The organism is Veronia nyctiphanis (genome assembly GCF_004116385.1).
In the GTDB taxonomy this organism is placed as follows: Bacteria; Pseudomonadota; Gammaproteobacteria; order Enterobacterales; family Vibrionaceae; genus Veronia; species Veronia nyctiphanis.
Window position 1 is genome coordinate 129316 of sequence record NZ_PEIB01000008.1, and the last position, 24259, is coordinate 153574.

Sequence of the window (24259 nt, forward strand, 5' to 3'; positions counted from 1 at the left end):
AGAAAAAGTCGCCTGCTGGCGACTTTTTTAATTACACGTTTATAGATTGAGATATAACTGCTTCTTTACTTGCTAATGGTTCGGTTTTATCAGTGAACCATCCCATGTAGCTGCTGATAATAGTAATCGCAATACAGACGAAACTGAGCAACATATAGGGAGCGTAGGCAAGCGTGGAAACACCCAAAATACTCGCCATATATATGCCGTTGTCGCTTCAGGCACAATGCCTGATGTCAGCGTTCCACCGAATTCGGTATTTCGAGACAAGCTCTTTCTCTGGTACATTGATGGGTGAATAACTTTCAGGCCGTAATAGATGATGGTGGGTACAATGCCTCCAGCAATCCAAGTTCCGACCAGTGCACCCACAGCCAATAAAATTAATACTGCACCGAGGCCGTTTGAAATTCCTGATGTTGCCGAGTTCTCGAGGTCTTTGTATCGATGGCCTAACGTTAAACCGAGCGCGATAACAATGAACCAGCCAGTATAAAGCGCAAGTTGTATCGGAAGATTGAGTTGCGCAGTGAAGGAAAATGCCAACGCTAAAAATACACCGAGGGCCAGAAATACTTGCGGCAATGAAGGTAACCGCACGCCGTGTTGATTCATAGTTCAAACCTTCTTTTTACCCGTGTCGAGTCCATTCTCTGAAATCGTTTCAGTTAAAAAGTGGGAGGATTTATCATTGCCGTCCTGGCGACAGGCATACTTTATCTAAACCCACCCTGAAGAGTGAACTACAAATTAAAATTATCGTCAGTTGAGAGAAAAGTGGTTTCAATTTACGGATAAATGTATGTGAAGTGTTGGTTTTATGATGGTTTTTGGGTGTTATTTTTGTTGATTTTCATGATGCAAAAATGTTTTTCGGCGGTGAACACTTTCTTTTCAACATCCAATTAGAAATGTGCTTACGGCTTTATACTGTGCGGTGATGAGTGCTCCCGCATTGTTAAACTTGGTGCCTTTTAGAGTGATTATTTGCACCACCAGATAGAATAAAACGGCTTTTTTTCAATTCAATTGGTGAAATACTCCACATTCTTGCTGTTATCTGATACGTTAAATTTCATAAGAGAGATGACCGAATAAGAACATGGAGTGTAGTTGAGAATGAAAAGAGTAGGTCTTGTAGGATGGCGTGGCATGGTTGGCTCGGTACTCATGCAGCGTATGGTCGAAGAAAATGACTTTGACGTGATTGAGCCAGTTTTTTACAGTACTTCGCAAGTAGGTATTCCAGCGCCGAATTTTGGTAAAGATGCTGGCAACCTTGAAGATGCTTACGACATAGACAGTTTGAAAACCCTCGATATTATTATCACCTGCCAGGGTGGCAGTTATACCGAAGCGGTATATCCAAAACTACTTGCTGCTGGCTGGAAAGGCTACTGGATTGACGCGGCGTCTACGCTGCGCATGAAAGAAGACAGCATCATTACACTTGATCCCGTCAACTTTAAGCAGATTCAGCAAGGCATCCATAGCGGACTGAAAACCTATGTTGGCGGTAACTGCACCGTGAGCCTTATGCTAATGGCCGTTGGTGGTCTCTATGAAGCGGGGCTGGTTGAGTGGATGACGGCGCAGACCTATCAGGCAGCATCGGGCGCGGGTGCTAAGAATATGCGTGAACTGATCAGCCAGATGGGCGTGATCAATGATGCAGTTACCTCTGAGCTTGCGAATCCTGCTACTTCGATCCTCGATATTGACCGTAAGGTTGCTGATACCATTCGCTCCTCTGACTTCCCAACGTCTGAATTCGGCGCACCGCTCGCGGGCTCATTAATCCCTTGGATTGATGTGAAACGTGAAAACGGTCAAAGCAAAGAGGAATGGAAAGGCACTGTTGAGACTAACAAGATTCTTGGCATTCAGGACACCCCAGTCCCAATCGACGGTACCTGTGTTCGTATCGGCGCGATGCGTTGCCATAGTCAAGCACTGACGTTGAAGCTGAAGAAAAACGTACCTATGGACGAAATCGAGGGAATCCTGCTTCGCACAACGATTGGGTGAAAGTGATTCCAAACGAGCGTGATATTACCGTTCAGGAACTTAGCCCTGCAAAAGTGACAGGCACACTTTCAATCCCGGTCGGCCGTCTGCGTAAAATGGCGATGGGTGATGACTTCCTTAATGCATTCACTGTGGGCGACCAATTACTTTGGGGTGCCGCAGAACCATTGCGTCGCACTTTGAGAATTATCCTGTCAGAAACTGACTAGTCGTTAATTATCTTGGAAAGAAAAGCCGCTTTTTAAGCGGCTTTTTTGTATGCATAATAAAAAAGCCCCGCATAAAGCGGGGCTTTGAAGCATTGAGTATGCAGTTATGCAGACAGGTTCTTCGCAACGAATTCCCAGTTTACCAGCGCCCAGAAGGCAGCCATGTAGTCAGGGCGAACGTTACGGAAATCGATGTAGTACGCGTGTTCCCACAGGTCAACAGTCAGCAGTGGTGTTACGCCTTCTTCTGTCAGAGGCGTCGCTGCGTTAGAAGTGTTAACAATGTCCAGCGTGCCGTCTGCTTTTTTCACCAACCAAGTCCATGAAGAACCAAAGTTGTTGATTGCAGAATCAGTGAATTTCGCTTTGAAATCGTCGAAAGAACCGAAAGATTTAGCAATAGCGTCAGCCACATCACCTGTTGGCTCACCGCCGCCATTCGGGCTCAAGCAGTGCCAGTAGAAAGTGTGGTTCCAGATCTGTGCTGCGTTGTTGAATACGCCACCTGTAGAGGTTTTGATAAGCTCTTCAAGAGATTTGCTCTCAAGCTCAGTACCTTCAACCAGGCCATTTAGCTTAACAACATAAGTGTTGTGGTGTTTACCGTGGTGGTAATCCAAAGTCTCTGCAGAGATGTGTGGCTCAAGTGCATTTTTTTCGTAAGGCAGAGCAGGTAGTTGAAATGCCATTGCTCAGTTCTCCATGATAGATGAGGCTACGCCTCTGACATTGTTGCTTCCTGTAGATTTGCCAGCATAAAAAATGTGCTGAATATCTACTTATTTGATAACTGTTCGATATTTTAGCAAGTTTTTACTTTATTAAAAGCGGAAAATCCAAAAAAGGCGACTAAAATGGCCCTACAGATTTTATGCGTTTTTTTCCGCGCATAACCCAGTTAGAATCATAATAAATCATCAAAGTTGATGTTCGAGGAAGTAATGGAAACAATTGATAAAATCAAACAGCAAATTTCGGAAAACGCAATTCTTCTTTACATGAAGGGTTCCCCGAAACTGCCAAGTTGTGGTTTCTCGTCTCAGGCGAGTCAGGCACTGATGGCATGTGGTGAAAAATTTGCTTATGTCGATATCCTGCAAAATCCGGATATCCGCGCGGAACTGCCGATTTATGCGCAGTGGCCAACATTCCCGCAGCTTTGGGTTGATGGTGAGCTGGTTGGTGGTTGTGACATCATCCTTGAAATGTTTCAAAAGGGCGAGCTGCAACCATTGATTAAAGAATCGGCAGAGCGACGCGACCGAGACGCGCAAGAAGATTAATTTTCTTTTTAAATAAGTGAAAGCCGCACCATAAGGTGCGGCTTTTTTGTATGCAGATAAAGCTATAGCACCATTGCAGCAATCCAACCAAAGACGATGAGTGGCATGTTGTAGTGGATAAAGGTCGGCACAACAGTATCCCAGATGTGGTCGTGCTCACCATCAGCGTTCAAGCCAGATGTTGGGCCGAGTGTTGAATCAGACGCCGGAGAGCCAGCATCACCCAACGCCGCAGCGGTGCCAACCAAGGCTACGGTTGCCAGAGGAGAAAAGCCAAACGCGATTGCAAGCGGGACGTAGATGGTTGCAATGATCGGGATGGTTGAAAAAGAAGAGCCAATACCCATAGTGACCAAAAGGCCCACAACTAGCATCAATAATGCCGCCAAGGGTTTGTTGTCGCCAATAATATCGGCCAGAGAACCGACCAATGTTTCCACACCGCCTGTTGCTTTCATTACAGCGGCAAAACCTGCGGCGGAAATCATGATAAAACCAATCATCGCCATCATATGAACACCTTTTGTGAACACATCCTGCGTTTCAGACCACTTGATCACACCGCCAAAGGTGAACACCATAAACCCGACGAGGGCGCCAACAATCATGGAGCCCGTGTAGAGTTGTACGCCGAGGGCTGCGCAAATCGCTAAAATAGCAACACGGAGGTGTTTTGGGTTTTGCTGCTCGTATTGTTCTTGTGCGCTATTCGACTGATTCTTTTCGACATATTGCCTTGGTTGTTTGTACGTCAAAAAGACAGCAATCAACAGACCGACAACCATCCCCAGAGCAGGTAGAAGCATTGCAGTAAGCACATCGCTACCAACAACATCCAGCCCATTGTCATGGAGGTTTTTAAGCAGAATATTGTTGAGAAAAATGCCGCCAAAACCGACAGGTAACACCATATAAGGCGTGATAAGACCGAATGTCAGCACGCAAGCCACCAATCGTCTGTCAAGGTTCAAACGATTGAATACATCAAGCAAAGGCGGAATAACAATAGGGATGAATGCAATATGTATTGGAATGAGATTTTGTGACGAGATTGCTAGCAGGCCAAGCAATACAAGAACCGAGTATTTCACTGCCATGGATGCGCTTTGGCTGTCTTCACCTTTAAGCTTGCGAACAACAACATTCGCCAGTTGATCTGTAATGCCAGAGCGGCTGATCGCCACTGCAAATGTGCCCAGCATGGCATAACTGAGCGCAATGGTTGCGCCGCCACCTAGCCCACCTTCAAAGGCTGAAATGGTCTCTGTGATACTCAGACCACCAAGTAAGCCGCCCAGCACGGCACTGAATGTCAGTGCGACAACGACATTTACCCGCATTAGGGCTAACGCCAGCATCACACATACAGAAATGACAACAGGTTCATCAACTTTTCCTTCTCTGAAATCTCGCGCTGATTAGTCATATTTATTCGGCGAGCATCACATTTTGATGGAATTATCGTATTTGTCGAGTGGGATTTTAGTTTTTGTGCAGAAGGTAAAAGGCCAGCGGATGCTGGCCTTTGAGACAACTACAATTTAGTTTTCAGCTAAAATACTTGTTTCAACCGGAAGCGGCTCATCGGTGATAAACGCAGCCAACGTTTTCTGGCTTGCAGCCGATGTCACACCGAGGCCAGATATTATTGCGGAGTGAGCAGAGTCTGGCGCGTCACCCGCAAAGTTGAACAAGTTTTTCGTCTGATCTGTATGTGGGTTTGCCTTGGAAACAAAATTATCAATGCCAAGTTGTTTCGCAAGGGGTTTCGTTCCTGCAATCGGCCATACTTCATTGGGGACAGTGTTGTCGCCTTCAGAAAGCATCATTAGTGTGGGCAAATTGTCGAAAACACCTTCTTTCTCTGTGCTTAGCGGAGCATGCTGCTCAAGGCCTGCAAAGTTAATAGGGTCAACTGAATCGATAACCGTTTGACTAGCGAATTTAAATGGCTGGAAGATCTTGGACTCCAATGCTCTTACTAAACCAGCGAGCTCTTGATTATTCTGCGCCTGTTTTTGCAACTCTAAATAGCATTGAGTTGCTCTTGTTTTGGGATCAAAACTACCACAGTTATTGATTGTAAAATCTCGATATATCTCACTTTTTTCACTAGCAAGCATGTGTTTAATCATTGGGCCAAAGCTATTTGAACCAAACAGAAGCTCAGTAATTGCACCGCCTGAGTTAGCGATAGCCATTTTCGAGAAACTGAATATTTTGTCAGCTTGCTCGTTGCCCAATGTTTTATTCGCGATTGCGACAGACGAAACGCCAGTAATGCCACCCATCGAGTGACCAAAAAAGACTGGATCTGTCGACGTATCAATCTTATTAAATTCAGTATTTGATAAGTCGTTGATTGATGCTGAAAGAGAAGCTCTCAGGCCAATATTATCAATAACACTTTGACGCAGATTATCGCGTGCGACTGGCAAGTGCTTGAGGTTAAGGAAAACGGTCGGATCGATGTTTGCGGAGATCTCCCCGTTTGCAAGACTTCGCTCACCATGGAGTGGCTGATCAATGACGATCAAGGCCATTTGCTTACCCATATTCTGGGCGTGTTTAAGCAAGAATGTCGCTATTGTGTATGCATTCTCTTTCGATGAAGTTATTCCGTGTTGATAAACCACCAATGGAAGACTATCTAAAGAGGCATTCTCTGGAGTGAACAATAAAAATGGAACTTTTTCCAAAGATCTTACTTTTGGCAGCGGACTATATCGAGAAATCTCCCTTTCTGAATCTAACTGCTTACCGTTAGAAAGAGTAATACTTTTTCCAACCAACGCTGTGATTAACTTCTGTTGAACACCTTTATTTTCTTGTAGTTGGTTAATATCATCTAACGTTATTGTTTCGTCTGCTTTCATGATTGCAGCGATGATGAGTTGTTTGTCCAGCAATGAACCATTTTTCAAAACATTGCCGAGTTTAGCGAGGCTTGGGCTTGCCGACTTGAAGACAGAGCTTTTGAACTTATCGGTATCTTTGCTCAAAAAGTAGGGGAGTGAAACTGTACCTTTCGTAATATTAATCGGTAGTTTAGCGCTGCCGCCTTCACCATTAACGATGCTGTTGAGAAGAGAATTCACAATCAGAACCGAATCCTCACTTCCAGCGACTACGAACTTTTTAAATTTATCACTATCCTCTGAAAACGCAGTGAGGATACCCTCTGTTTTATCTACGGTTATATTAAAGGCTTTCTCTGAGGCCAGTGCATCTTGAACCCCATCGCCCCATCCGGCTCCCAAGTCTCCGTTTTTGCCTATGGTTTTAGCGATCGCGGCTTTAGTCGCCTCGATAACTGACCCAACAGACTCAGTCGCAAACCAACTCGAATAAATAATATCTTGTGCTCGGAATTCCGCACTATTTGAAGCCAGCAGTTGTTCGCTGATGTGAACAATCGGTTGTGCGTCTTTTAGCTGAGCAATGGGCGTCGGCAGTGACGATTTCAATGTCGCGTAAGACTGTGACATACCAACAGGCTTGCCATTCTCGTCTTTTAATTCATTGGTCACTGCAAACATATAGTTGCTGCTCGGGTCGAGCGGTTTGAGCGGTTGCGCAACAAGTGTATCTTCGCTAACCAAGGTGAGGATATAGTCCACGCCTTGTTCGAGTTCCTTTCCAAATGTGGCGTTTTTGATGGAATCAGAAACGTTGACTTCAATTAGCCGGAAAGCTCGCGTACTCAGTGAGGCTTGATTAAGCTTTTTACCCGCAAATTCAATCGCGATTGGCGTTGTTACCCCCCAGCCATCGGTACTGTTCATTGCGACTACTGGGTTATCAATTTCGTGAGAGGCGCCGTCAGCAACAGGGAGACTCAATGTACCGTCGGTTTTGTCCATCAACAAAAATGACGGAACTGGCACGGCTTTTTTGTCGCTCAACAAATCAAAGGCGACTTTAGTTTCTGCTTTCAGACTCTCGGTGATGTACGTTTCGGTTTGTTTACCGGTTACTGTCGATTCTGTACCGCAGGCAGCAAGACCAATAGAAGCTGCAACCATCAGAGCGATAAGTTTTTTGTTCATATTACGTTGTTTCATGGTGTGTTTTTCCAAAGCGTCTGATGGTTAGAAGGTGTAGTTGGCCTGTAAGCCAATCACAGTGGCTGAGCCAGAAGCCGTGAAGTTGCGTTCCGCAAGCTGTGCGCTGCCACGCTCTTTGAACTCACTTTCTTTACTGGCGATGTATGCGATACCGGCATCGACAGAAAGCTTTGGTGTGTATTGATAGGTTGCTCCGGCGGAGTACCAAAAGCGGTCGGTATCTGGGATGCTCAGTGTGGACCTACCAGCCTGTTCGTCGAAGGCGAGTCCAGCACGTAATGTCCAGTCATTATTTAACGTATAGGTTGAGCCGAATGACCAACGAATAGCGTCATCGTATTTTTCTGATTTTTCGAAACATACGCCATTGCCTTTATCACACTGGCTGCTGGTGGCTTTAAGCTCTTTGAAGGCGCTCCAGTCAGTCCACATCACGCTGTAGTGAACTGCCCATGCTGGATCGAGTTGTTGGAAGCCTGAAAACTCAATCACGGCTGGCAGCTCGATATTCAGATCAGCATTGACCTTACCGCCCCTGGTTACTGACTTTCCTGCATGGTCTGTAAAATCACCATCTTTGAATTTGAGGTGAACAGGAGAGCGGTAAGACAGGCCAAAGCGAATATCTTTATCGACTTCGTAGAGAGCACCGATGTTGTAACCAAGGCCCAATGTGCTGCCTTCCATGGTAATCATTTTTGCAGCGGGGTTTGCTGGGTTTAATTCACCAAAATGGCGGTTCAGTGTTGCCATGGCATAGACAATGTCGAGGCCGGCACCAAGGCTAAGGTTGCTGTTCACCTTGTAAGCGATGGCTGGGTTGAGGTTCACGCTGGTCAGGTTAGTGTCACCTGCCATATAGCCTGTCAGGAAAGTATCGGAGTAATCGGTACCCACACCATATACGGTATATAAGCCAACTCCGGCAGAAAACTTATCATCAACAGGGGCGACCAAATAGCTGGCTGGCACAACAGGAGAGGGAGCAACATTGTTGGCGGTTTGCTGGTTTGTATTGTCGGTGACATTGATATCGGTGAGTACACCGTGAATGGCACCTGAAAATTGTATCTGATCGAACTTAGTCATTGATGCCGGGTTACGTGCCATTACTGAGGCATTATCCGTCATAGCGGCTTCGCCTGCGAATGCGCGACCGAGGCCGGATGCAGAATGTTCTGAGACCTGAAAACCAGCACTGTGTGCTTGGGTGGAAATGAGAGCGATGGTTGTTGCTAAAAGACTTCTTTTCATGATGCGAGACATGAATCCTCACTGCGTTAATTATGTCGTTTTATGAAACGAGATTTATTTTTATGTGATTTTGTTCTGTAAAACGGCGCGTAGCTTACCACTATTCTCATCATTGAACTGGTCGGATCATAAGTGATTCATTGTCAGCGGGGGGAATTAATCAAATTGACAGGCTGAAGGCAGGAAAATGCTCATTTAGATTATCAATGGCATTTGAAGAGGGTCACGAGAGTGACCCTCTCACTCACATGTGGAGTTATCTATTCTAGGACAGGAACTACAGGTAAAGCTTCTGAGACTTTATTGTTGTTCTTGATCTGGATGTTGTTATTACCTCCGAGGAATTGCCCCATCTGTGCCTGCATTTCTATTGTATGCAAATAGTCGTTTGGAATGGCGGTGTTAGGCACTTGGAAATTTTCATCACTGCTGGGCGCAATGAACGAGCTATGTTTACCTCCACTGTTAAATTTGACGAAAAGCTTACTGCCTGGAACCACCTTCATTTCCCCCTCAGCAATTGTTTGGCTATCAACAGTTATCAAAGACATGAGAGCTGCCATCGGCGTTGTGCCTGCCAGAGGAGCTGCCGGGTATGAACTGTTTGGCACGGTATCGTCGCCTTTAACCTGTTGCATGAGTATAGGTAGATTGCTAAGCACAGGAGTGCCGTCGGCGTTTTTTAGCTGAATCATGTTTATTGGATCAATGCTATCAAGTACCGTTTGCGTTGCAAAAGTAAACTGATCAAAGGCTGTATTCAATCCTTTAAGCAGAGGTGCCAAGGGGGAGCCGTCTACACTTGCTGAAGTCTCAAATAAATTGAATAAGCATACCGCAGGGTTGGGTTTGTTTTGGCATGTAGCAACATTTGCATTGGCGAAATTAACATAGTCTGGACTTTGAGCTGATGCCAATGTGTGTTTGACAAACGGACCAAAGAAATCCGAGGTCAAAATCAGGTTGGCTATATTACCACCTGAGTTTGCAATTCCAGCCCGCGAAAATGTGAACAGATTGTCTACTTGAGTATCGCCGACTGATTGATTCGCCACTGATACCGCGCTCATTCCTGTAATACCGCCTAGTGAATGACCAACAAACGCCGGGGCTGTATTGTCTAAAACACCCTCAAGTATTGTCCCTTGCAGAGCACCAAGTGCATTGGAATAGCTCAGGGCTGCCCTTAATCCAACTGTATCGAGAATACTTTGGCGAAGGTTATCTCGCGCAACCATTAGATATTCAAGGTTGAGAAATGCTGTAGGTGAGGTACTTGTCGTTGAACCATAAGTTGATGATAAACTCCGCTCGCCGTGGAGGGGTTGATCAATGGCAATAAGCAGCAAATTTTTGCCTGTGGCTTTTGCGGTATTAATGAGCATTGGTGCAAACGCGTAGGCATTTTCCTTTGCAGAGGTTATTCCATGTTGGTAGATGACTAGCTGCATGGGCACGTTAGGTATCGGGGTAGTGGCCTTAAAGAGTATGAAATTCAGCGTTTCCAGAGATTTTAGTTTTGGAATAAAGCTGTATTGAGACATTTGTCGTGCGCTATCAACTTTTGAACTGTCAAGTTTTGATAGTTCAATACCTACCAATTTAAACGCTTCCTGTGGGTCACTTAGTTTCGTTGGGTCAATACCCTTTTCTACAAGTTGTTTAGCGATAAATGCTTTCTGTAAGGAGTCTGATCCATTCAAGAGCGACGAAACAATGGCAATGCTTGGCATAGCCGATTCAAACGTTGTTTTGTTCCAGCTTGATTCTGCTTTTTCAAGGAAATAAGGCAGAGAAACATGCCCTTTAGCAACACTAATTTCTGTACCCGGTGTCGTCGTGGTTAATGAATTATATGCAGATAGCAGAGCTGTCCGATTATCGTTAGCTTCATTATCAATATACTTTGAAAAGGCAGCGCTATTTTGCAGACTGATTTCGTACGGATCAGCAGAAGTGGGCGGATTAACTTTATATGCGTCAGATAAGTTTAGTGAGTTAGGGTTGGCACCGTCTTTCCATATGGCTGAAAAGTCACCACTGGCTATTCCTGCGGATATGGCAAGTTTTGTTCTCGCCGAGATTGTGCCGACAGATTGCGTCGTAAACCAGCTCGAGTAAACAATGTTTTCAACACTTATCACGTTTTGCCTAGCAAGCATCTTTTCTGTGAGATGGACTCGAGTCTGGATTTGTCTCAAAGTATCAGATTCTAATGGTACGGAAAGCTGTGACTTGACGAGCGCATAGCTCTGAGTCATTCCTATCGCTTTGTTATTGATATCTTTTAGCTGATTACTTACTGCAAACATATACTGACTGTTGGGAAGTAATGGTTTTAGAAGTTTTACTACCAATAAGTCTCTGTTTTTTATCCATACGGTGAAATCTTCACCTAACTTCAATTCTTTTTCGAATACAGGAGCAGTTAAAGTCGGTGGGCCTGTGACTTTGACCATCTTAAAAATATCTGCATCATCTACTTTTACTAAGTCATCTGAAGTCTCAGGCAGTAAAGATTTGCCAGAGAATTCGATAGTTATATCTGTCGTTGTTCCCCATCCGTCTGCACTATTCATGGCGACTCTAGGTTCGTCGGTTCTGTTTCATCTGTTACATTTAGGCTTCCGTCTATCGCATCCATAGCGATGAAAGAGGGGACTTGAATGCTTATCTCGTCGCTAAGCAGATCGAATGCGACCTTTGTGTCAGCTTTTACACTTTCAGAGATATAACTTTCGTTTTGGGTACCTGAGAGGGATGTGTCTTCACCGCAGCCAACCAAATTGAGTGAAATGGCAACAATAAGGACAATAAGGTTTTTTTTCATGTACGTATTTTCCATAATGTAATCTCCAAAGTCCTTGTATTGTCAGAATGTATAGTTGCTTGAAGGCCAACAATGATTGCTGAGCCTTTGGCTGAATAATTGTACTCAGGAAGCGCTGTATTCAGCCTTTCGTTGAAGTCTCCTGATTTGCTTGAAACATAACTTAGGCCGCCATCTACGGAAAGGGATGCAGACACTTGATAGGTCGCTCCAGCTGAGTACCAGAATCTGTCAGTGTCAGGAATGCTGAGGGTTGATTCCCCTGCTTGTTCGTCGAGTGCAAGCCCTGCTCTTAATGTCCAGGTATCATTCAGCGAATAAGTTGTTCCTGCTGACCATCGCAAAGCGTTATCGTATTTCTCAGTTTTGCTGAAACAGACGCCATTAGCATCGTCTTTTGTACACTGTGCGCTTGTGGCTTTCAGTTCTTCAAAAACACTCCACTCTGTCCAGAGTACGCTGTAGTGAAGTGCCCATGAAGGGTTAAGCTGATGAAAACCAGATAGTTCAGCGATTGCGGGCAATTCAATGTTTAGTTCCCCTTTGACCTTGCCCCCACCTTCTACAACACGTCCACCCGGTGCATAGTCAGTAAACTCTCCGTCTTTGAACTTCAGCTTGACGGGTGAGCGGTATGAAGCGCCAAAGCGAGTATTCTCGTCTACTTCATATAAAGCGCCTATATTCCAGCCAAAAGACCATGTTTTACCTTCCATGGAGATAAGCTTGTCAGTTTCAGGCCCTGTAAAAAGAGCTAATTGACCGAAGTGGCGATTGAGCTCTGCAATGGCATACACAACGTTTAACCCAGCACCGATACTCAATTTTTCGTCGACTTGATAAGCAATCGCAGGATTTAAATTGACTGACGTCAGTGCAGTGTCGCCAGCCATATAACCCGTCGCAAAGTCATCGGGATAGTCAGTGCCTACGCCATATACGGTATAAAGCCCTATACCTGCTGAAAACTCATCCGATATCGGAAAAACTGCGTAACTGGCAGGAATAAAAGCGTCAGGTGCAACGTTATTGGCTGTCTGTTTATTGTTGTTGTCCGTAACGTCAATGTTCGGGAAGACTGCATGCAGTGCAGCAGAAATTTGCGTATTTTCAACTTGTGTCATCGTCGATGGATTTCGTGCCATGGTTGATGCATTGTCGGTCATAGCCGCTTCACCAGCATAGGCTCGCCCAAGCCCAGATGCTGAGTGTTCAGCAACCTGAAACCCTGCTGCATGCGCTTGAGTGGAGAGCAATGCGGCAATACCGGTTAACATAGTTCCTTTACTAATGCGGGACATACAGCCTCACTTACTTCTTGTGATACATGGGAGGGTGTGGCACCACCTTTATGCATATGAAATATAATTAATAAAACTCATTAATCAGTTACATAGGATTGTGATGATGCTTGTTAATAACTTAGATTTACTGGAAGGAAAGTCATGTTGATAAATGAGACTTATCGGTATTTGAAGGTAAGGCATTTATGAAGTGTCAAAAATGAAACAAAAAGGCCAGCTTAATGCTGGCCTTTCATGTATTTATTCTGTGAGATAATCGACAGGTATGCCTTTGAAGCTGTTATCTTCTCGGAGGAAAAACTCTGCAATAGTTGTTTGCATATGGCCACTGTGAGGGTCATCCGCAGGTGGAGTCTGAGACCCTATAAAAGTGAGGTGATCGGCCACTTCATCATACTTGACAAAGTGCTTGTCACCGCTAGGTAACGCGAAATTCATCCCCGCTGAAAATGTGGTGGGTGAGTTCTTGTCTATGGTATTTAATCCGAGTAATTCAGCAAAAGTCTCAGAGCCAGTCAACGGCGAAAACTCAACACGATTCGGCAATGTGTTGTCGTTTGCGACTTGCTTAAGGAAGATAGGAATGTCTGCCAGAATGGGTTGTCCGTTTTCACCTTTCATCTGTACGACATTATAGGGTTCTATGCTATCCAACGCTGTTTGAGCTGCAATACCGTAAAGGTCAAAGGTCTCATTGACAGAGTTTAGGACCGCCGTGAGCTCAGATGAATTGCCTGCTTGCTCAACAAATTCTCCATAACAATCTGCCGGATCTCTGTCATCACTACAAGCAAACTGATTGTCTTTAACAAACTGCTGGTAGCTAGGGTTGAGTGTTAAGGCAACAATATGCTTTACCATTCCCTCATACTCTTTTGAGTTCAACAGCAGTGAAGACACATGCGTGCCGACTTTAGCCAGCGCCAGTGCAGAAAAGTTGAAGTGATCGTCATAACGGTTGCCTAAATCACCGCCAAAGGTTTTGTTTCCAAACACAGCAGTATGTGTCGCGGAGACTCCACCGTAGGAGTGAGATAACAGACCAGGAGGGTTAGACGATAAATCTTCAATGTTTTCAAGCGGTGTACCAGTCAAATCACCCTTATTTTGTGCAAGGGACAATGCCAGTCTCAAACCCAAGAAGTCGAGCGTACTCTGTTTAAGGTTATCGCGACCCACAGGGAACGCCTCAAGATTAAGATAGATCGTGGGTTCTTCGCTGGAACATAGCTCATCAGACAGACAGCGTTCGCCGTGGTTAGAATGATCGATAGCAATTATCGCCAAGTTGTCATCGTTACCCCGCAGCCAGCTTAAGTCTCCGCCCTGTCCTGATACGAGAGCAAACAGTTCATTCGCTCCCGGGAAAGTACTGATAAGGCCGACCAGATCGCCAATAAAGCTTGGTAAGCCTGAGACTCCTATAAGTCTCGGTGCCAATGGTAAAGCGGCTTCTTTGGATGCTGTGATTGGGTGTTGGAATACAACTAATTTTACTGGCTTGTTAGGATTAAATTTTTTGGGCGTAAGCAACAGGAAAGGAACTTCTTCCACATCCTGAATCTTTGGGATGGGGTTGTACCTTGTCACTACCTTTGTGGTGGTTACCGGTGCACCGACACCACCATAAGCCGCTTTTGATGCAACCAGACTCTCAATTGGTTGGCCATCGGCAAGCTTCATCTCAAGGCCCATCAATTTCAGAAGGGTATCATTATTATTTTCTATTGTGTCGAGGTCGGAGACACTGACGCCTGCGTTAGTGAGCTGTGCTATCACTACCGCTTTGTCCTCGTTATTGCCGCGCTCTAAAATATAGCGAATCGTGGCTACATTTGGTGTGGCACGTTCGAAGGGCGAAAGCAGAAAAGTATCAGGCTTCGAATCAAGAAAGTACGGTAACTTTACGGTTCCCGTTGTTACTTCAACCTGACTGCGAAGATTTAAAAATGGGATGTTGCCCATTAGGTCAATAAGCCCATAAGCTTCGATAAGACGATCTTTCAGGCCTTCGTTATCAACATCGACATATTGATTGAAGTTGGTGTCTTTTCTGACAAATTGAAGAAAATCAGTGGTCTTACCAAATGTCATTTCATACAAATCTGAGAGATCTCTATTTTTTGGATTCGAAGCACCTCTCCAGATATTGTTTAAATTACCTTGATCCAACCCTTTAACAATAGCCTGCTTGGTATGGTCGAGCGTTTTACCCAATGACTGGGTTGTGTAAGCCATAGAAAATACGATGTTGTCGAGTGACACTTCATTGTTGGTGTCAAAAAGCAGGTTGTTAAGGTTTCTCAGTATCGCACTGGCCCGATCTAATCGCTCACCAAGGCCAACTGTTACACCGCCAGTGAGCGTTGTGTAGGCCTGAATCGAACTGATCGGCTCACCGCCCTTATCAATGATACTATTCGTAATGGCATAAAAATAATCTGTTTCTGGTTTGAGCATTTCCAGAGGCTGTATGACAAGGTTGTTTCCACGTGTATACGCTTGAGTAGGAATAAGAGTCATCGATGTAGGATTATCGGTCATGCCCTTATCGAGCTCGTACAAGTAAAAGCCGTCATCCACTCTCTTTATCTCAGTACCAAAGCCATCACCGAGAAACTCGATATAGATGTGGCTGCTCAACCCCCAACCATCGATGGTGCTTAAACCTAGATAGGGGTTATCTAGCTTGTCGATGTTTGAAACTCTCTAGGGGCATTAATGGTTCCGTCGATCGCATCATGAATGATGAATGCTGGAAGGGGCATGAATTCCGATGGTCCGCCAAGAACAAAATTTACTCTCGTTGCTCCCCCGAGGTTTGATTGCTGGCTTTGGTTCAGGGAACCTTGCGTTGAGGCACCACTGATCCCGCCTTCTTCACAACCAAGAAGTAGTGTGAACAGACAAAAAGTGAGTGCTTTTATGATTGCATTAGGAATCTCAAATATATTTTTCATCATTATGTTCCGCTCACCAAAGGTTGTAATTCATCTGAAGGCCAAATAAGAAACCCTGTCGTTTCATGGTGAAAGGTTTGGAGTTATCTTGAATATCAATTTGGTCGAAGTCTTGTTTCCCGCCATATCGGTATGAAAGACCTGAGTCGAATGAGAGTTGATCTGAGTATTGGTATGTTGCGCCCAAAGCAACGCGAATAACGGGTGAGTCCGGTGATGCCAACGAAGGCTCTGCTGAACGCGTGCCGTATGATGCACCGCCTCTGAATGTCCATTCGTCATCAAAGTAGTGGGTTAGACCAGCTGCATACCGAAGGCTATTTTTGAAGGTTTTGTTATCGAGGATACATATTCCGATATTTTCGTCTTTATCGTTGAAGCGGCATACATTTTTGCCTTGATCCGTGGCCAGAATACCCGTAAAGGTGCTCCAACGCGTCCAACTGACGTCGTAATGCACTGCCCATTCATCAGCAAAGCGATGGTAACCAGAAAATTCGAGTGTTGGGGGAATATCAAATTCGAGGTCGGTTTTGGTTTTACCGCCTTTTTCTGGAATAAATCGTCCCGTGGCATCTTCAAAGTCACCATCACGGAATTTGAGTGCAATCCGGTTTCTGTATGAAAGTCCGAAACGATTATCTTCGTCGAGTTCATACATAAATCCAAGGGAATAGCCAATACCGAACGTATCCGTTCTAAGTAATATGGCTTGGTCAGATGCTTTAAAACTGTCGTCAAATACTGTGCCTGCTACACCAATGTTTCGCGCGATCTTAACCGTTGAGTATATAAGGTTCACGCTGGCGCCAAAGCTCAGCTCATCGTCGTATCGGTAGGCAACAGCTGGGTTAACATTGAGCGCGATAATACGAGTGTGACCGCCTTGGTCACCGACGGCGAAATTATCTGGGTATTTGAGTTCGATACCTACTGGTGCATACACGCCTATACCTGCTGCAATAGAGTCTGTTATTGGCATGGCGAAATAGCCAGCTGGCGCAGCTTGCAGAGGTACTATGCTCTCTGCGGTCTGGTTGATTTCAAGGTTGGTGACGCGAATGTCTTCTTTAATGGCTACAAAGACGCTTGAGAGTGTTGGTGTTTCAATCAGCGTCAATGCTGCTGGGTTACGTGCCAAAACTGCAGCGCTATCTCCGATGACTGCTTCGCCTGAGTGAGCTCGACCTAATCCAGTTGCAGAATATTCGTCCAGAGAAAATCCAGCAGCATTTAGCTGAGCGGAGAAAAGAAAGAATGCACTGTTAGCCAGTATTCCCTTTTTAAAATTATTCATGTTGCCTCTCTAATATCCCTTTTTATCGAGGTTCATTATTGTGGGGGGAGGTTTAATAACAGTTGCTATTCACAACGTGAAAATTCATTCCCCAAAAATTAGCGATGTAATGTTTTTATTATGAAAATCAAATATAGACGTCAATTTTTAAAACTGACCAATGTTGTTTTTTTTATATAATAATCAATTGTTTATGTTGGCCCCATTCAGTTTTTGAATCAGGCCTATGTTTTGAGTATATACTCTATTTTTGATATTTTTTACTTTAAATTATTGTTTTGTATTAGGTATTTCTGTTCCACTTGGCGCGAAATAGTTCCTCCTTGTTTTAGTTTCAAAAATGAGAATGTTATATAAGCTGTTTTTTTTTTAATGGCTAATCCATTTAATAATATATTCATCAATTAAAAATGAAATATAAATGAATAAGTCTTATCTTTGATTCAGTATTTATAGGTGGGATACTAATAAGCTTTATGGAAGTTCGTGAGAGGTAGGATACGTATAGCATGCATAAAAAAGCCAGCAGTTACGCTGGCTTTTATAATACTCACTAACTTTTTAGAACGTATAGTTTGCCTGAAGAGCGAAAACAAGTGCTTTTGGCTCTGATGTGAATGTTGCCGCTGGTGCAGGGGCAGGAGGTGACAACGCTTCAGTACCACTCTCTTTTTTACCGTCTATCAATGACATGCCAGCATCAATTGAAAGGTTAGAGCTCACATTCACCGTTGCGCCAAGACCATAACGCATCCTATCAGAATCTGGAATGCTCATTGTTCTGTATGCGTCAGGTACTGGCGATTGATCCAGAGCGATACCTCCGCGTAAGGTCAACATGTCACTGAGGTCATAGGTAGCACCGACAGAATAACGCCAGCTATCTTCCCATTTTTCATCTTTTTGCAGACACTCACCGTTCAAACAGCCTGAACTTGTTGCCTTCAGTTCTTGAAATGAGCTCCAGCCAGTTAATGTCGCGCTATAGTGAACAGCAAGGCTGCTGTTGAGTTGGTGAAACCCTGAGAGCTCAGCCATGCTGGGAAGTTCGACTTTGAGCTCAGCAGGCGTTTTGGCGAATGAGGATCTTAAACCTGTAAAGTCACCTTCCAGCTTGAGATCAACTGCACTGCGATATGTGAGAGAAAAGCGACTATTTTCGTCGAGTTGCCACAAAGCACCAATATTCCAACCGTATCCCATCGCGTCGCCTTCAACATCGACGACTTTGGTCGATGCTGTTGCCCCCCCGGGTATACCTGGCGCTAATAAGCCAGCTCGTCTAATCATTTTTGCATCTGCTTTCACGATGTTTACACCGCCACCGATGCTCAGGTTTGGGTTGATTTTGTAGCCAGCATAGAAGTTAGCATCGATGGTCGTAAGCTCTGTTTCCCCTGTCTGTGCGCCGACGATTGAGTCTTCAGGAAACTCAGTCGATGTTCCATAGAAGCTTCCCAAAGAGAGGCCTAGGGCAAGTTGGTCATTTATTGGTCTCGCATAATGCAGGTTTGGAACAATGCCATCATTTGCTACTGAGTCGTGCTCAAAAGAGCCTGCACCAGTTGCTGTACCATTCACTTTCACATCTGGTTTCACAAAGGTAACACCAACTGAAACGCTGCTTGAATCCAGCATTGCGATAGCTGCAGCATTTCTTCCGCCAACAGATGCGCCGCTGAGTATTGCTCCTTCTCCGGCATTAACTCGGCCTAGTCCTTCCGCGGATTGGTACAATAGCTGAAATCCTGCCCCATGAGCTTGTGATGCTGCCAGAAGGATTGCAGTGGAGAGCAAGCTTTTCCTTAATATTCTTTTCATTTCCGCCTCTTGGTCACTACTTTTTTGTGGTTGAATATAATTGCAGCCACACGTTAGATGTTTTACTCAAGCTAAAGGGGCGTGACTGCCATATGAGAATATAGTTGTCGGATTTCGGGACGGTAGGAAATGGGGAAGAGTAGTGTGAGCTGAGAAGGTTAAACGCTCAGTTTTATATTTAAATCCTGTTTAAAGTCACATAATTAAGAAATAAAAAGCCATGTTTGTGCTATGGACAGTGCGACATGGCTTCTCTAAATAACAGGCGTTGCCAGCTACAAATGTTGTTTATTCGCTGCTTTTCCCGTCAGTTTCCTGTGCTGGTGTAGCGAGATCGGGTAGTGGCCAGCCGCCAAGGCGTTTCCAACGATTCACAATTTCACAAAAGAGTTCCGCTGTTCTCTCAGTATCATATAGGGCGGAATGTGCCTCTCTGTTATCAAATGGAATAGCGGCAGTTTCACAAGCCTTTGCCAACACCGTTTGGCCCAAAGCGAGGCCACTCAGTGCCGCAGTATCAAAGGTCGCAAAGGGATGGAAAGGGTTTCGTTTGAGTTTACTACGCTCTGCAGCCGCCATAACGAAACTGTGGTCAAAATTGGCATTGTGCGCGACCATGATAGCGCGTTGGCAATTCTCTGCCTTTTGGCCCTTTCTTATCATTTTAAAGATTTCTTTTAATGCTTCTTCTTCATCGACTGCACCACGTAGTGGGCTGAAAGGGTCTTTGATTCCATTGAAATCAAGCGCGGCTTTTTCAATGTTGGCACCTTCAAAAGGCGTGATGTGAAAGTGAAGTGTTTGGTCTGGTATTAGCCATCCCTCTTCGTCCATTTTCAGTGTGACGGCGCAAATTTCGAGAAGTGCGTCAGTGTTTGCATTGAAACCTGCTGTTTCAACATCCACAACAACAGGAAAATATCCACGAAATCGTGCTTTTAACGTATTCAGATTGGTTTCTTCAGTCATAAGTCTTTGTGCGAAAATGGATTCATTAAACGACAGCCGAACATTATGTCAGAACGATGATGTGAGCTAAAGCTCAAAGCGAGGTTTCACCTGCTAAACTGCGAAAATTAGTCTAAAGAAAAAAAGACATTACCCGATAAAAATAGAGTAATGAAATAGGTGACTGGGGGCTTAGCCTCAAATGAGAATGTTAAAAAGAATAACCACATTGCTACTTTCGACAAGCCTACTCGCGGCCCCTCAGGCTGTGGCAATAAAATATTATGGCGCAAAGCTTTAGAGTCTCAGTGGTCTGTCACGATTGATACGCCATTAGAGTGCAGGATTGAACATTTAATTCCTAATTATGGCCTCGCTACATTTAGCTCAAAAGCGAGCAAGAAAATTAATCTGGGCTTTGAGCTGGAAATGCGCCGACCTGTAGGTAAAACTGCAGATGTTGCGCTCGTTTCTATGCCACCTATCTGGACGCCCGGTGAGAGAGCCAGCTACATCGAGCGCTTAAAGTTTTATAAGCAGTTTAATGGTTACGTTGATGGTCAAGCGGCTTGGGTGATGTTGTCTGAGCTTGAACACGGCCGATATCCGACGTTCAGTTTTCCTGAGTGGCAGAGCAGGGGAGAGAGAGTAAATGTCTCTTTATCTGCTGTGGCATTCCAGCAAACGTACAATGCGTTCAACTCATGTGTGTCGCGTTTGTTGCCTTTCTCTTTCGAAGATATCGCGTTTACGGTTCTCCACTACAAAGAAACGGGTGATGACCTCGACAGGGATTCGCTGTCACGCATCGAGAACATTGCGTCGTTTATCAAAAATAGCCCTGATGTGAGTTTGGTATTGATGGCGACATATACGGATGGGCGAGGCGCTAAAATCGTTAATCAGAAAACATCGGAAAGGCGTGCAAAGCTGCTTAAAGACTATTTTATTGAACTCGGTTTGCCAGAGGATCGTGTTCAGGTTCAGGCGTTTGGTGAACGTCGTCCTATCGCTGAAGACGATACGCCTGTCGGTCAGCACAAAAACAGACGGGTTGTCATCTCGCTTGAGCGTTCAATGATCTAAAACTAACACGCCGCTGCTTTCAAACTTAAAAGTAGCGGCGTGAGAAAGAATGCTTTGCTACTTCTTTCTTCTACTCGTTTGTTTCCCCTAGAGCTTTAGACGCACTTTTCAATTGTATCAACTCAATCTTGTAGCCATCAGGATCTTCGACAAAGGCAATTTCAGTGGTTCCACCTTTGACTGGGCCCGGCTCTCTTGAAATCGTCGCGCCAGTCGCTCTTATAGCATCGCAAGTCTTGTATATGTCTTCGACACCAATAGCGATATGACCAAAAGCATTGCCAAGATCATACTCAGTGGTGCCCCAGTTGTAGGTCAATTCAATCACAGCGCCATGTGATTCATCGCCATATCCGACAAATGCCAGTGTATATTCATACTGTTTGTTTTCGCTTTTTCTGAGCAGTTGCATGCCCATAACGTCGGTATAGAAGGCGATTGATTTCTCAAGGTTACCTACACGCAGCATGGTGTGAAGTACGCGACCCATTGCCATTATTATTCTCCTTAAAACAGTGCTTTCAGTTTTTTTGCATTATACCCGAATTCTAGATTCTGCCGCAGCTTGTGTCAGATGCGCTGCGGGATTGTCGATCCTTTTATGCAGCATTTCGTTGATTGTTGTTCCTGCTCGTCGACCTGAAGCTTTATCCAGTCAATGAATGCTTGAACGCGTTTTCTTCTTGGCGAGTTTTTCTGATACACAAGTGAGTATTTAACGCCGGGGGAAAGTGGAATATCAAAAGGCTTTACAAGCAGTCCGTTATCAATCAGGTCGCGAGAGAGACTCTCTGTGGCGAGACACATTCCATGGCCAGCCATGACTGCGTTCAACGCCATATCAAAGGTGGGGACTTCCATCCATTGGATGTCTTTTTGTTGCCAATCAACATTTGCAACCTCAAACCACTTTTTCCAATTAAACGCGCGTGAATTGACGCCGTGGATCAACATACAGTTCAACACCTGGTCGGGATGGGTAAATTGCAGGTTTTCCGCCAGTGTTGCTGAACACAATGGAAATACAGGCTCACTATAAAGTGGCTCGCAGACAACATCGTTGAGTAACTCGTCGTTGGTAATGATGCCTTGTCTAATAGCAATATCTGTATCTGTGTAACGTATATCGACACGTTCTCGATCAGCATGAACACGAAGGGTTGTTGAGGGATAAGTATGCGTAAATTGCCAAAGTCGCGGCATCAACCACAAAGAGGCAAAAGAAGGAGGGGTATTGACCGTGAGTACGCCTTCCATGGGTTCACATTTCAGCATATCTAGCCCGGCAGAAATTTCGCGGAAGCCTTTATTAACAGAGTCATAAAGCTTTTGGCCAGAAGATGTCAGTAGCATTTCACGACCCTGCCGGAAAAACAGTTTGATGTCGAGATTGTCTTCAAGCCCACGTATTTGCTGACTAACCGCTGCTTGAGTGACACTAAGCTCTATTGCTGCTGCACTATAACTTTTTCTTCTTGCGGCGGCTTCAAAATATCGTAATGCGTGAAGGTGCCTGAGATGCTGTTCCATAAGCCACACTTATATGTTCTGTAAGGAATGATCGTTGGTTCTCAGTGAGGAGAACCAAGAAAATACCAATCAGAACAGAACATTAAAAGAGGTGCTTATGAGTATTAGTGTTAGTTATACCGCAAACTTGTCAGATAGAGAACGTCGCTGTTTTGAGTTCAGCTTAACGTTCTACTGGCGGCCCATTCGCCTCTTTTCGACTAACAGGCAAAAAACAGTCAAGCCATCAGAAATGAATGAGTACTTGGCGAGGGATATTGGGTTGAATAAGCATGGTGCGGGGAGCCATGCGGACTACAGAAAATATCTATGAGGAGCGCTTTATCTCAACACCGCTCAATATTATCGCTAGATAGACTGGCAGAGAAAGTGATCACTCATCGGGGTACACTTTCTCTTTAAATTCGAATTATATGAACTAAAAATCATCTTTACTCGGTGGGTGAGTGAGTGACTATCTAGTTATTGTAAGGGGTGTAGGTGCCATCAACGGTAAAAATACATTACAAATACCCTTTAATTTGCAAAGGTGATGATTTTATAAGACTAAACTCGACAAAATCATCCCCAATATCCTTTACAAAAATAGTAAAAAATTAATCAAATGCACTCTAGCTGACTTTACCCAAAGTCTTGGCAAGGCGATGGCCTCACTGCGTGAACCATCACCCTGCTAAAAGGGTATCTAGGGGAATGATGGTAAAGTAAAATAATAAAGCCACTCCTGACGCTCGCACGGCTCGCTAGTCGCTAGGCGTTTATGATTTTTCTCGACCATCGGTATCACTCACAAAAGAGCTTTCGTAACTCGTTTTTGGACAAAATCGAGTTAGGGTCGTGTCTCAATGTCTATCAAGTCACCGAGGACTTTGAATACTATTTCTGGTCCATGAAGATGTAGGTGGGCAAATATGGACTTTCAAAATCAATGTTGAAACCGTATTTAGAATACGCATATTTTGCTGCCGCAAGAAGAGGTAGTGATATATATCCTATAATTCGACCACTAAAGTCCTCATCATGAGTAAACCACTCCTTATGCATCTCAACTGCTTTGTAGATTGCTTGGCGATAGTCTGTCTCATCTTTTGCATGAATTGCTCTCATGACATCGAAAAAACCCAGAGTGATAGTTAATCCCCCCAATGCAAGTTCCTTTTTCTCCTGAATTTTCTGGTTTGACTCTATCTCAGCCAAAAAAGTATCCAGTAGTTCACTTGGCTCAGCTGATGGCTTTAACCCCAAACAATGAAGGCAAAGGTCCATCGCCAGCTTTGTTTGTTTAGATCGATACTCCAAGAGACCATTTTCTTCGATAGCCATCAAATCGTTGAGATCTTCAAACCTACGTGCAACTATTGTCAGGGCAATGCTATGAAACCAATCGGGTGCCTCAATTGGTAATTTTCCTTTATGTCCCGAAAGCTTGAACTCTCTTTCACCGTAACAAAAAGGAAAGACTGCGTCTTGAGGCACTGCATTCCGTCTATGCGTCATGGCGGCTTTGTTTCCATACTCGGCCCACCCTGTCTTTTGATATCACTAGGCGACTCGGTAACTATCGGGCATACCAAGCTGCGTAAATCGATTTAATATTGATGCCGCCAGCATCATTTCCTGTTGTTGATTGTTAAAGTCTCTA

15 protein-coding genes and 4 pseudogenes are annotated in these 24259 nt (G+C 44.6%); 3 read left to right on the forward strand and 16 right to left on the reverse strand.

Annotated elements, in window-relative coordinates:
- Positions 1 to 31 precede the first annotated feature (31 nt).
- Together CS022_RS27665 and CS022_RS08865 are read right to left on the reverse strand one after the other, a co-directional pair.
- Positions 32 to 199: a hypothetical protein gene (locus CS022_RS27665; RefSeq protein WP_328590337.1), complete on the reverse strand. Its 168-nt coding sequence runs from the start codon at positions 197 to 199 to the stop codon at positions 32 to 34.
- A gap of 26 nt (positions 200 to 225) precedes the next feature.
- Positions 226 to 615: pseudogene (locus CS022_RS08865) on the reverse strand (Na+/H+ antiporter NhaC); the annotation flags it as partial.
- Between the two features lie 504 nt (positions 616 to 1119).
- Here CS022_RS08865 and asd point away from each other — a divergent pair.
- Positions 1120 to 2237: pseudogene (gene asd, locus CS022_RS08870) on the forward strand (aspartate-semialdehyde dehydrogenase).
- 104 nt (positions 2238 to 2341) lie between these two features.
- Here asd and sodB read toward each other — a convergent pair.
- On the reverse strand, positions 2342 to 2926 hold the full coding sequence (sodB, locus tag CS022_RS08875) for a superoxide dismutase [Fe] (protein ID WP_129121983.1): 585 nt from the start codon (positions 2924 to 2926) through the stop codon (positions 2342 to 2344).
- 252 nt (positions 2927 to 3178) lie between these two features.
- Here sodB and CS022_RS08880 point away from each other — a divergent pair, with 252 nt between their 5' ends.
- The gene (locus tag CS022_RS08880; RefSeq protein WP_129121984.1) at positions 3179 to 3520 is read left to right on the forward strand and encodes a Grx4 family monothiol glutaredoxin; all 342 of its coding nucleotides are present in this window, start codon (positions 3179 to 3181) and stop codon (positions 3518 to 3520) included.
- A 62-nt stretch (positions 3521 to 3582) separates the two neighbouring features.
- Here the strand turns inward: CS022_RS08880 and CS022_RS08885 are convergent, their stop codons facing one another.
- The 10 genes and pseudogenes from CS022_RS08885 to rnt form a co-directional block, all read right to left on the reverse strand.
- On the reverse strand, positions 3583 to 4878 hold the full coding sequence (locus CS022_RS08885; RefSeq protein ID WP_129121985.1) for a Na+/H+ antiporter family protein: 1296 nt from the start codon (positions 4876 to 4878) through the stop codon (positions 3583 to 3585).
- Between the two features lie 183 nt (positions 4879 to 5061).
- On the reverse strand, positions 5062 to 7584 hold the full coding sequence (locus CS022_RS08890) for a VolA/Pla-1 family phospholipase (RefSeq protein WP_129121986.1): 2523 nt from the start codon (positions 7582 to 7584) through the stop codon (positions 5062 to 5064).
- Positions 7585 to 7611: 27 nt separating this feature from the next.
- Positions 7612 to 8853, reverse strand: coding sequence for an OmpP1/FadL family transporter (locus tag CS022_RS08895; RefSeq protein WP_129121987.1), 1242 nt, complete (start codon positions 8851 to 8853; stop codon positions 7612 to 7614).
- Positions 8854 to 9101: 248 nt separating this feature from the next.
- Positions 9102 to 11686: pseudogene (locus CS022_RS08900) on the reverse strand (VolA/Pla-1 family phospholipase).
- Complete coding sequence (locus CS022_RS08910; RefSeq protein ID WP_129121990.1) at positions 11668 to 12972, reverse strand: outer membrane protein transport protein; 1305 nt, start codon at positions 12970 to 12972, stop codon at positions 11668 to 11670. The pseudogene CS022_RS08900 and the gene CS022_RS08910 overlap by 19 nt, the downstream one beginning before the upstream one ends.
- Positions 12973 to 13215: 243 nt before the next feature.
- The gene (locus CS022_RS08915; protein ID WP_235869345.1) at positions 13216 to 15618 is read right to left on the reverse strand and encodes a hypothetical protein; all 2403 of its coding nucleotides are present in this window, start codon (positions 15616 to 15618) and stop codon (positions 13216 to 13218) included.
- A 41-nt stretch (positions 15619 to 15659) separates the two neighbouring features.
- Positions 15660 to 15938 (reverse strand): hypothetical protein, encoded by a 279-nt coding sequence (locus CS022_RS08920; RefSeq protein WP_129121992.1) that lies wholly within the window; start codon positions 15936 to 15938, stop codon positions 15660 to 15662.
- 10 nt (positions 15939 to 15948) lie between these two features.
- Complete coding sequence (locus tag CS022_RS08925; RefSeq protein ID WP_129121993.1) at positions 15949 to 17232, reverse strand: OmpP1/FadL family transporter; 1284 nt, start codon at positions 17230 to 17232, stop codon at positions 15949 to 15951.
- 561 nt (positions 17233 to 17793) lie between these two features.
- The gene (locus CS022_RS08930) at positions 17794 to 19053 is read right to left on the reverse strand and encodes an OmpP1/FadL family transporter (protein WP_129121994.1); all 1260 of its coding nucleotides are present in this window, start codon (positions 19051 to 19053) and stop codon (positions 17794 to 17796) included.
- 288 nt (positions 19054 to 19341) lie between these two features.
- Entirely contained in the window at positions 19342 to 20022 is a 681-nt protein-coding gene (gene rnt / locus CS022_RS08935) for a ribonuclease T (protein ID WP_129121995.1), read from the reverse strand.
- Positions 20023 to 20203: 181 nt separating this feature from the next.
- Here rnt and motY point away from each other — a divergent pair.
- Positions 20204 to 21087 (forward strand): annotated as a pseudogene (gene motY, locus CS022_RS08940) (flagellar protein MotY).
- 70 nt (positions 21088 to 21157) lie between these two features.
- Here the strand turns inward: motY and gloA are convergent.
- From gloA to CS022_RS08955, 3 genes are all read right to left on the reverse strand, one after another.
- Entirely contained in the window at positions 21158 to 21583 is a 426-nt protein-coding gene (gloA, locus tag CS022_RS08945) for a lactoylglutathione lyase (protein WP_129121996.1), read from the reverse strand.
- Positions 21584 to 21657: 74 nt separating this feature from the next.
- Positions 21658 to 22617, reverse strand: coding sequence for a LysR substrate-binding domain-containing protein (locus tag CS022_RS08950; protein WP_129121997.1), 960 nt, complete (start codon positions 22615 to 22617; stop codon positions 21658 to 21660).
- Between the two features lie 876 nt (positions 22618 to 23493).
- Positions 23494 to 24093 (reverse strand): immunity 49 family protein, encoded by a 600-nt coding sequence (locus CS022_RS08955; RefSeq protein WP_235869347.1) that lies wholly within the window; start codon positions 24091 to 24093, stop codon positions 23494 to 23496.
- Positions 24094 to 24259 lie beyond the last annotated feature (166 nt).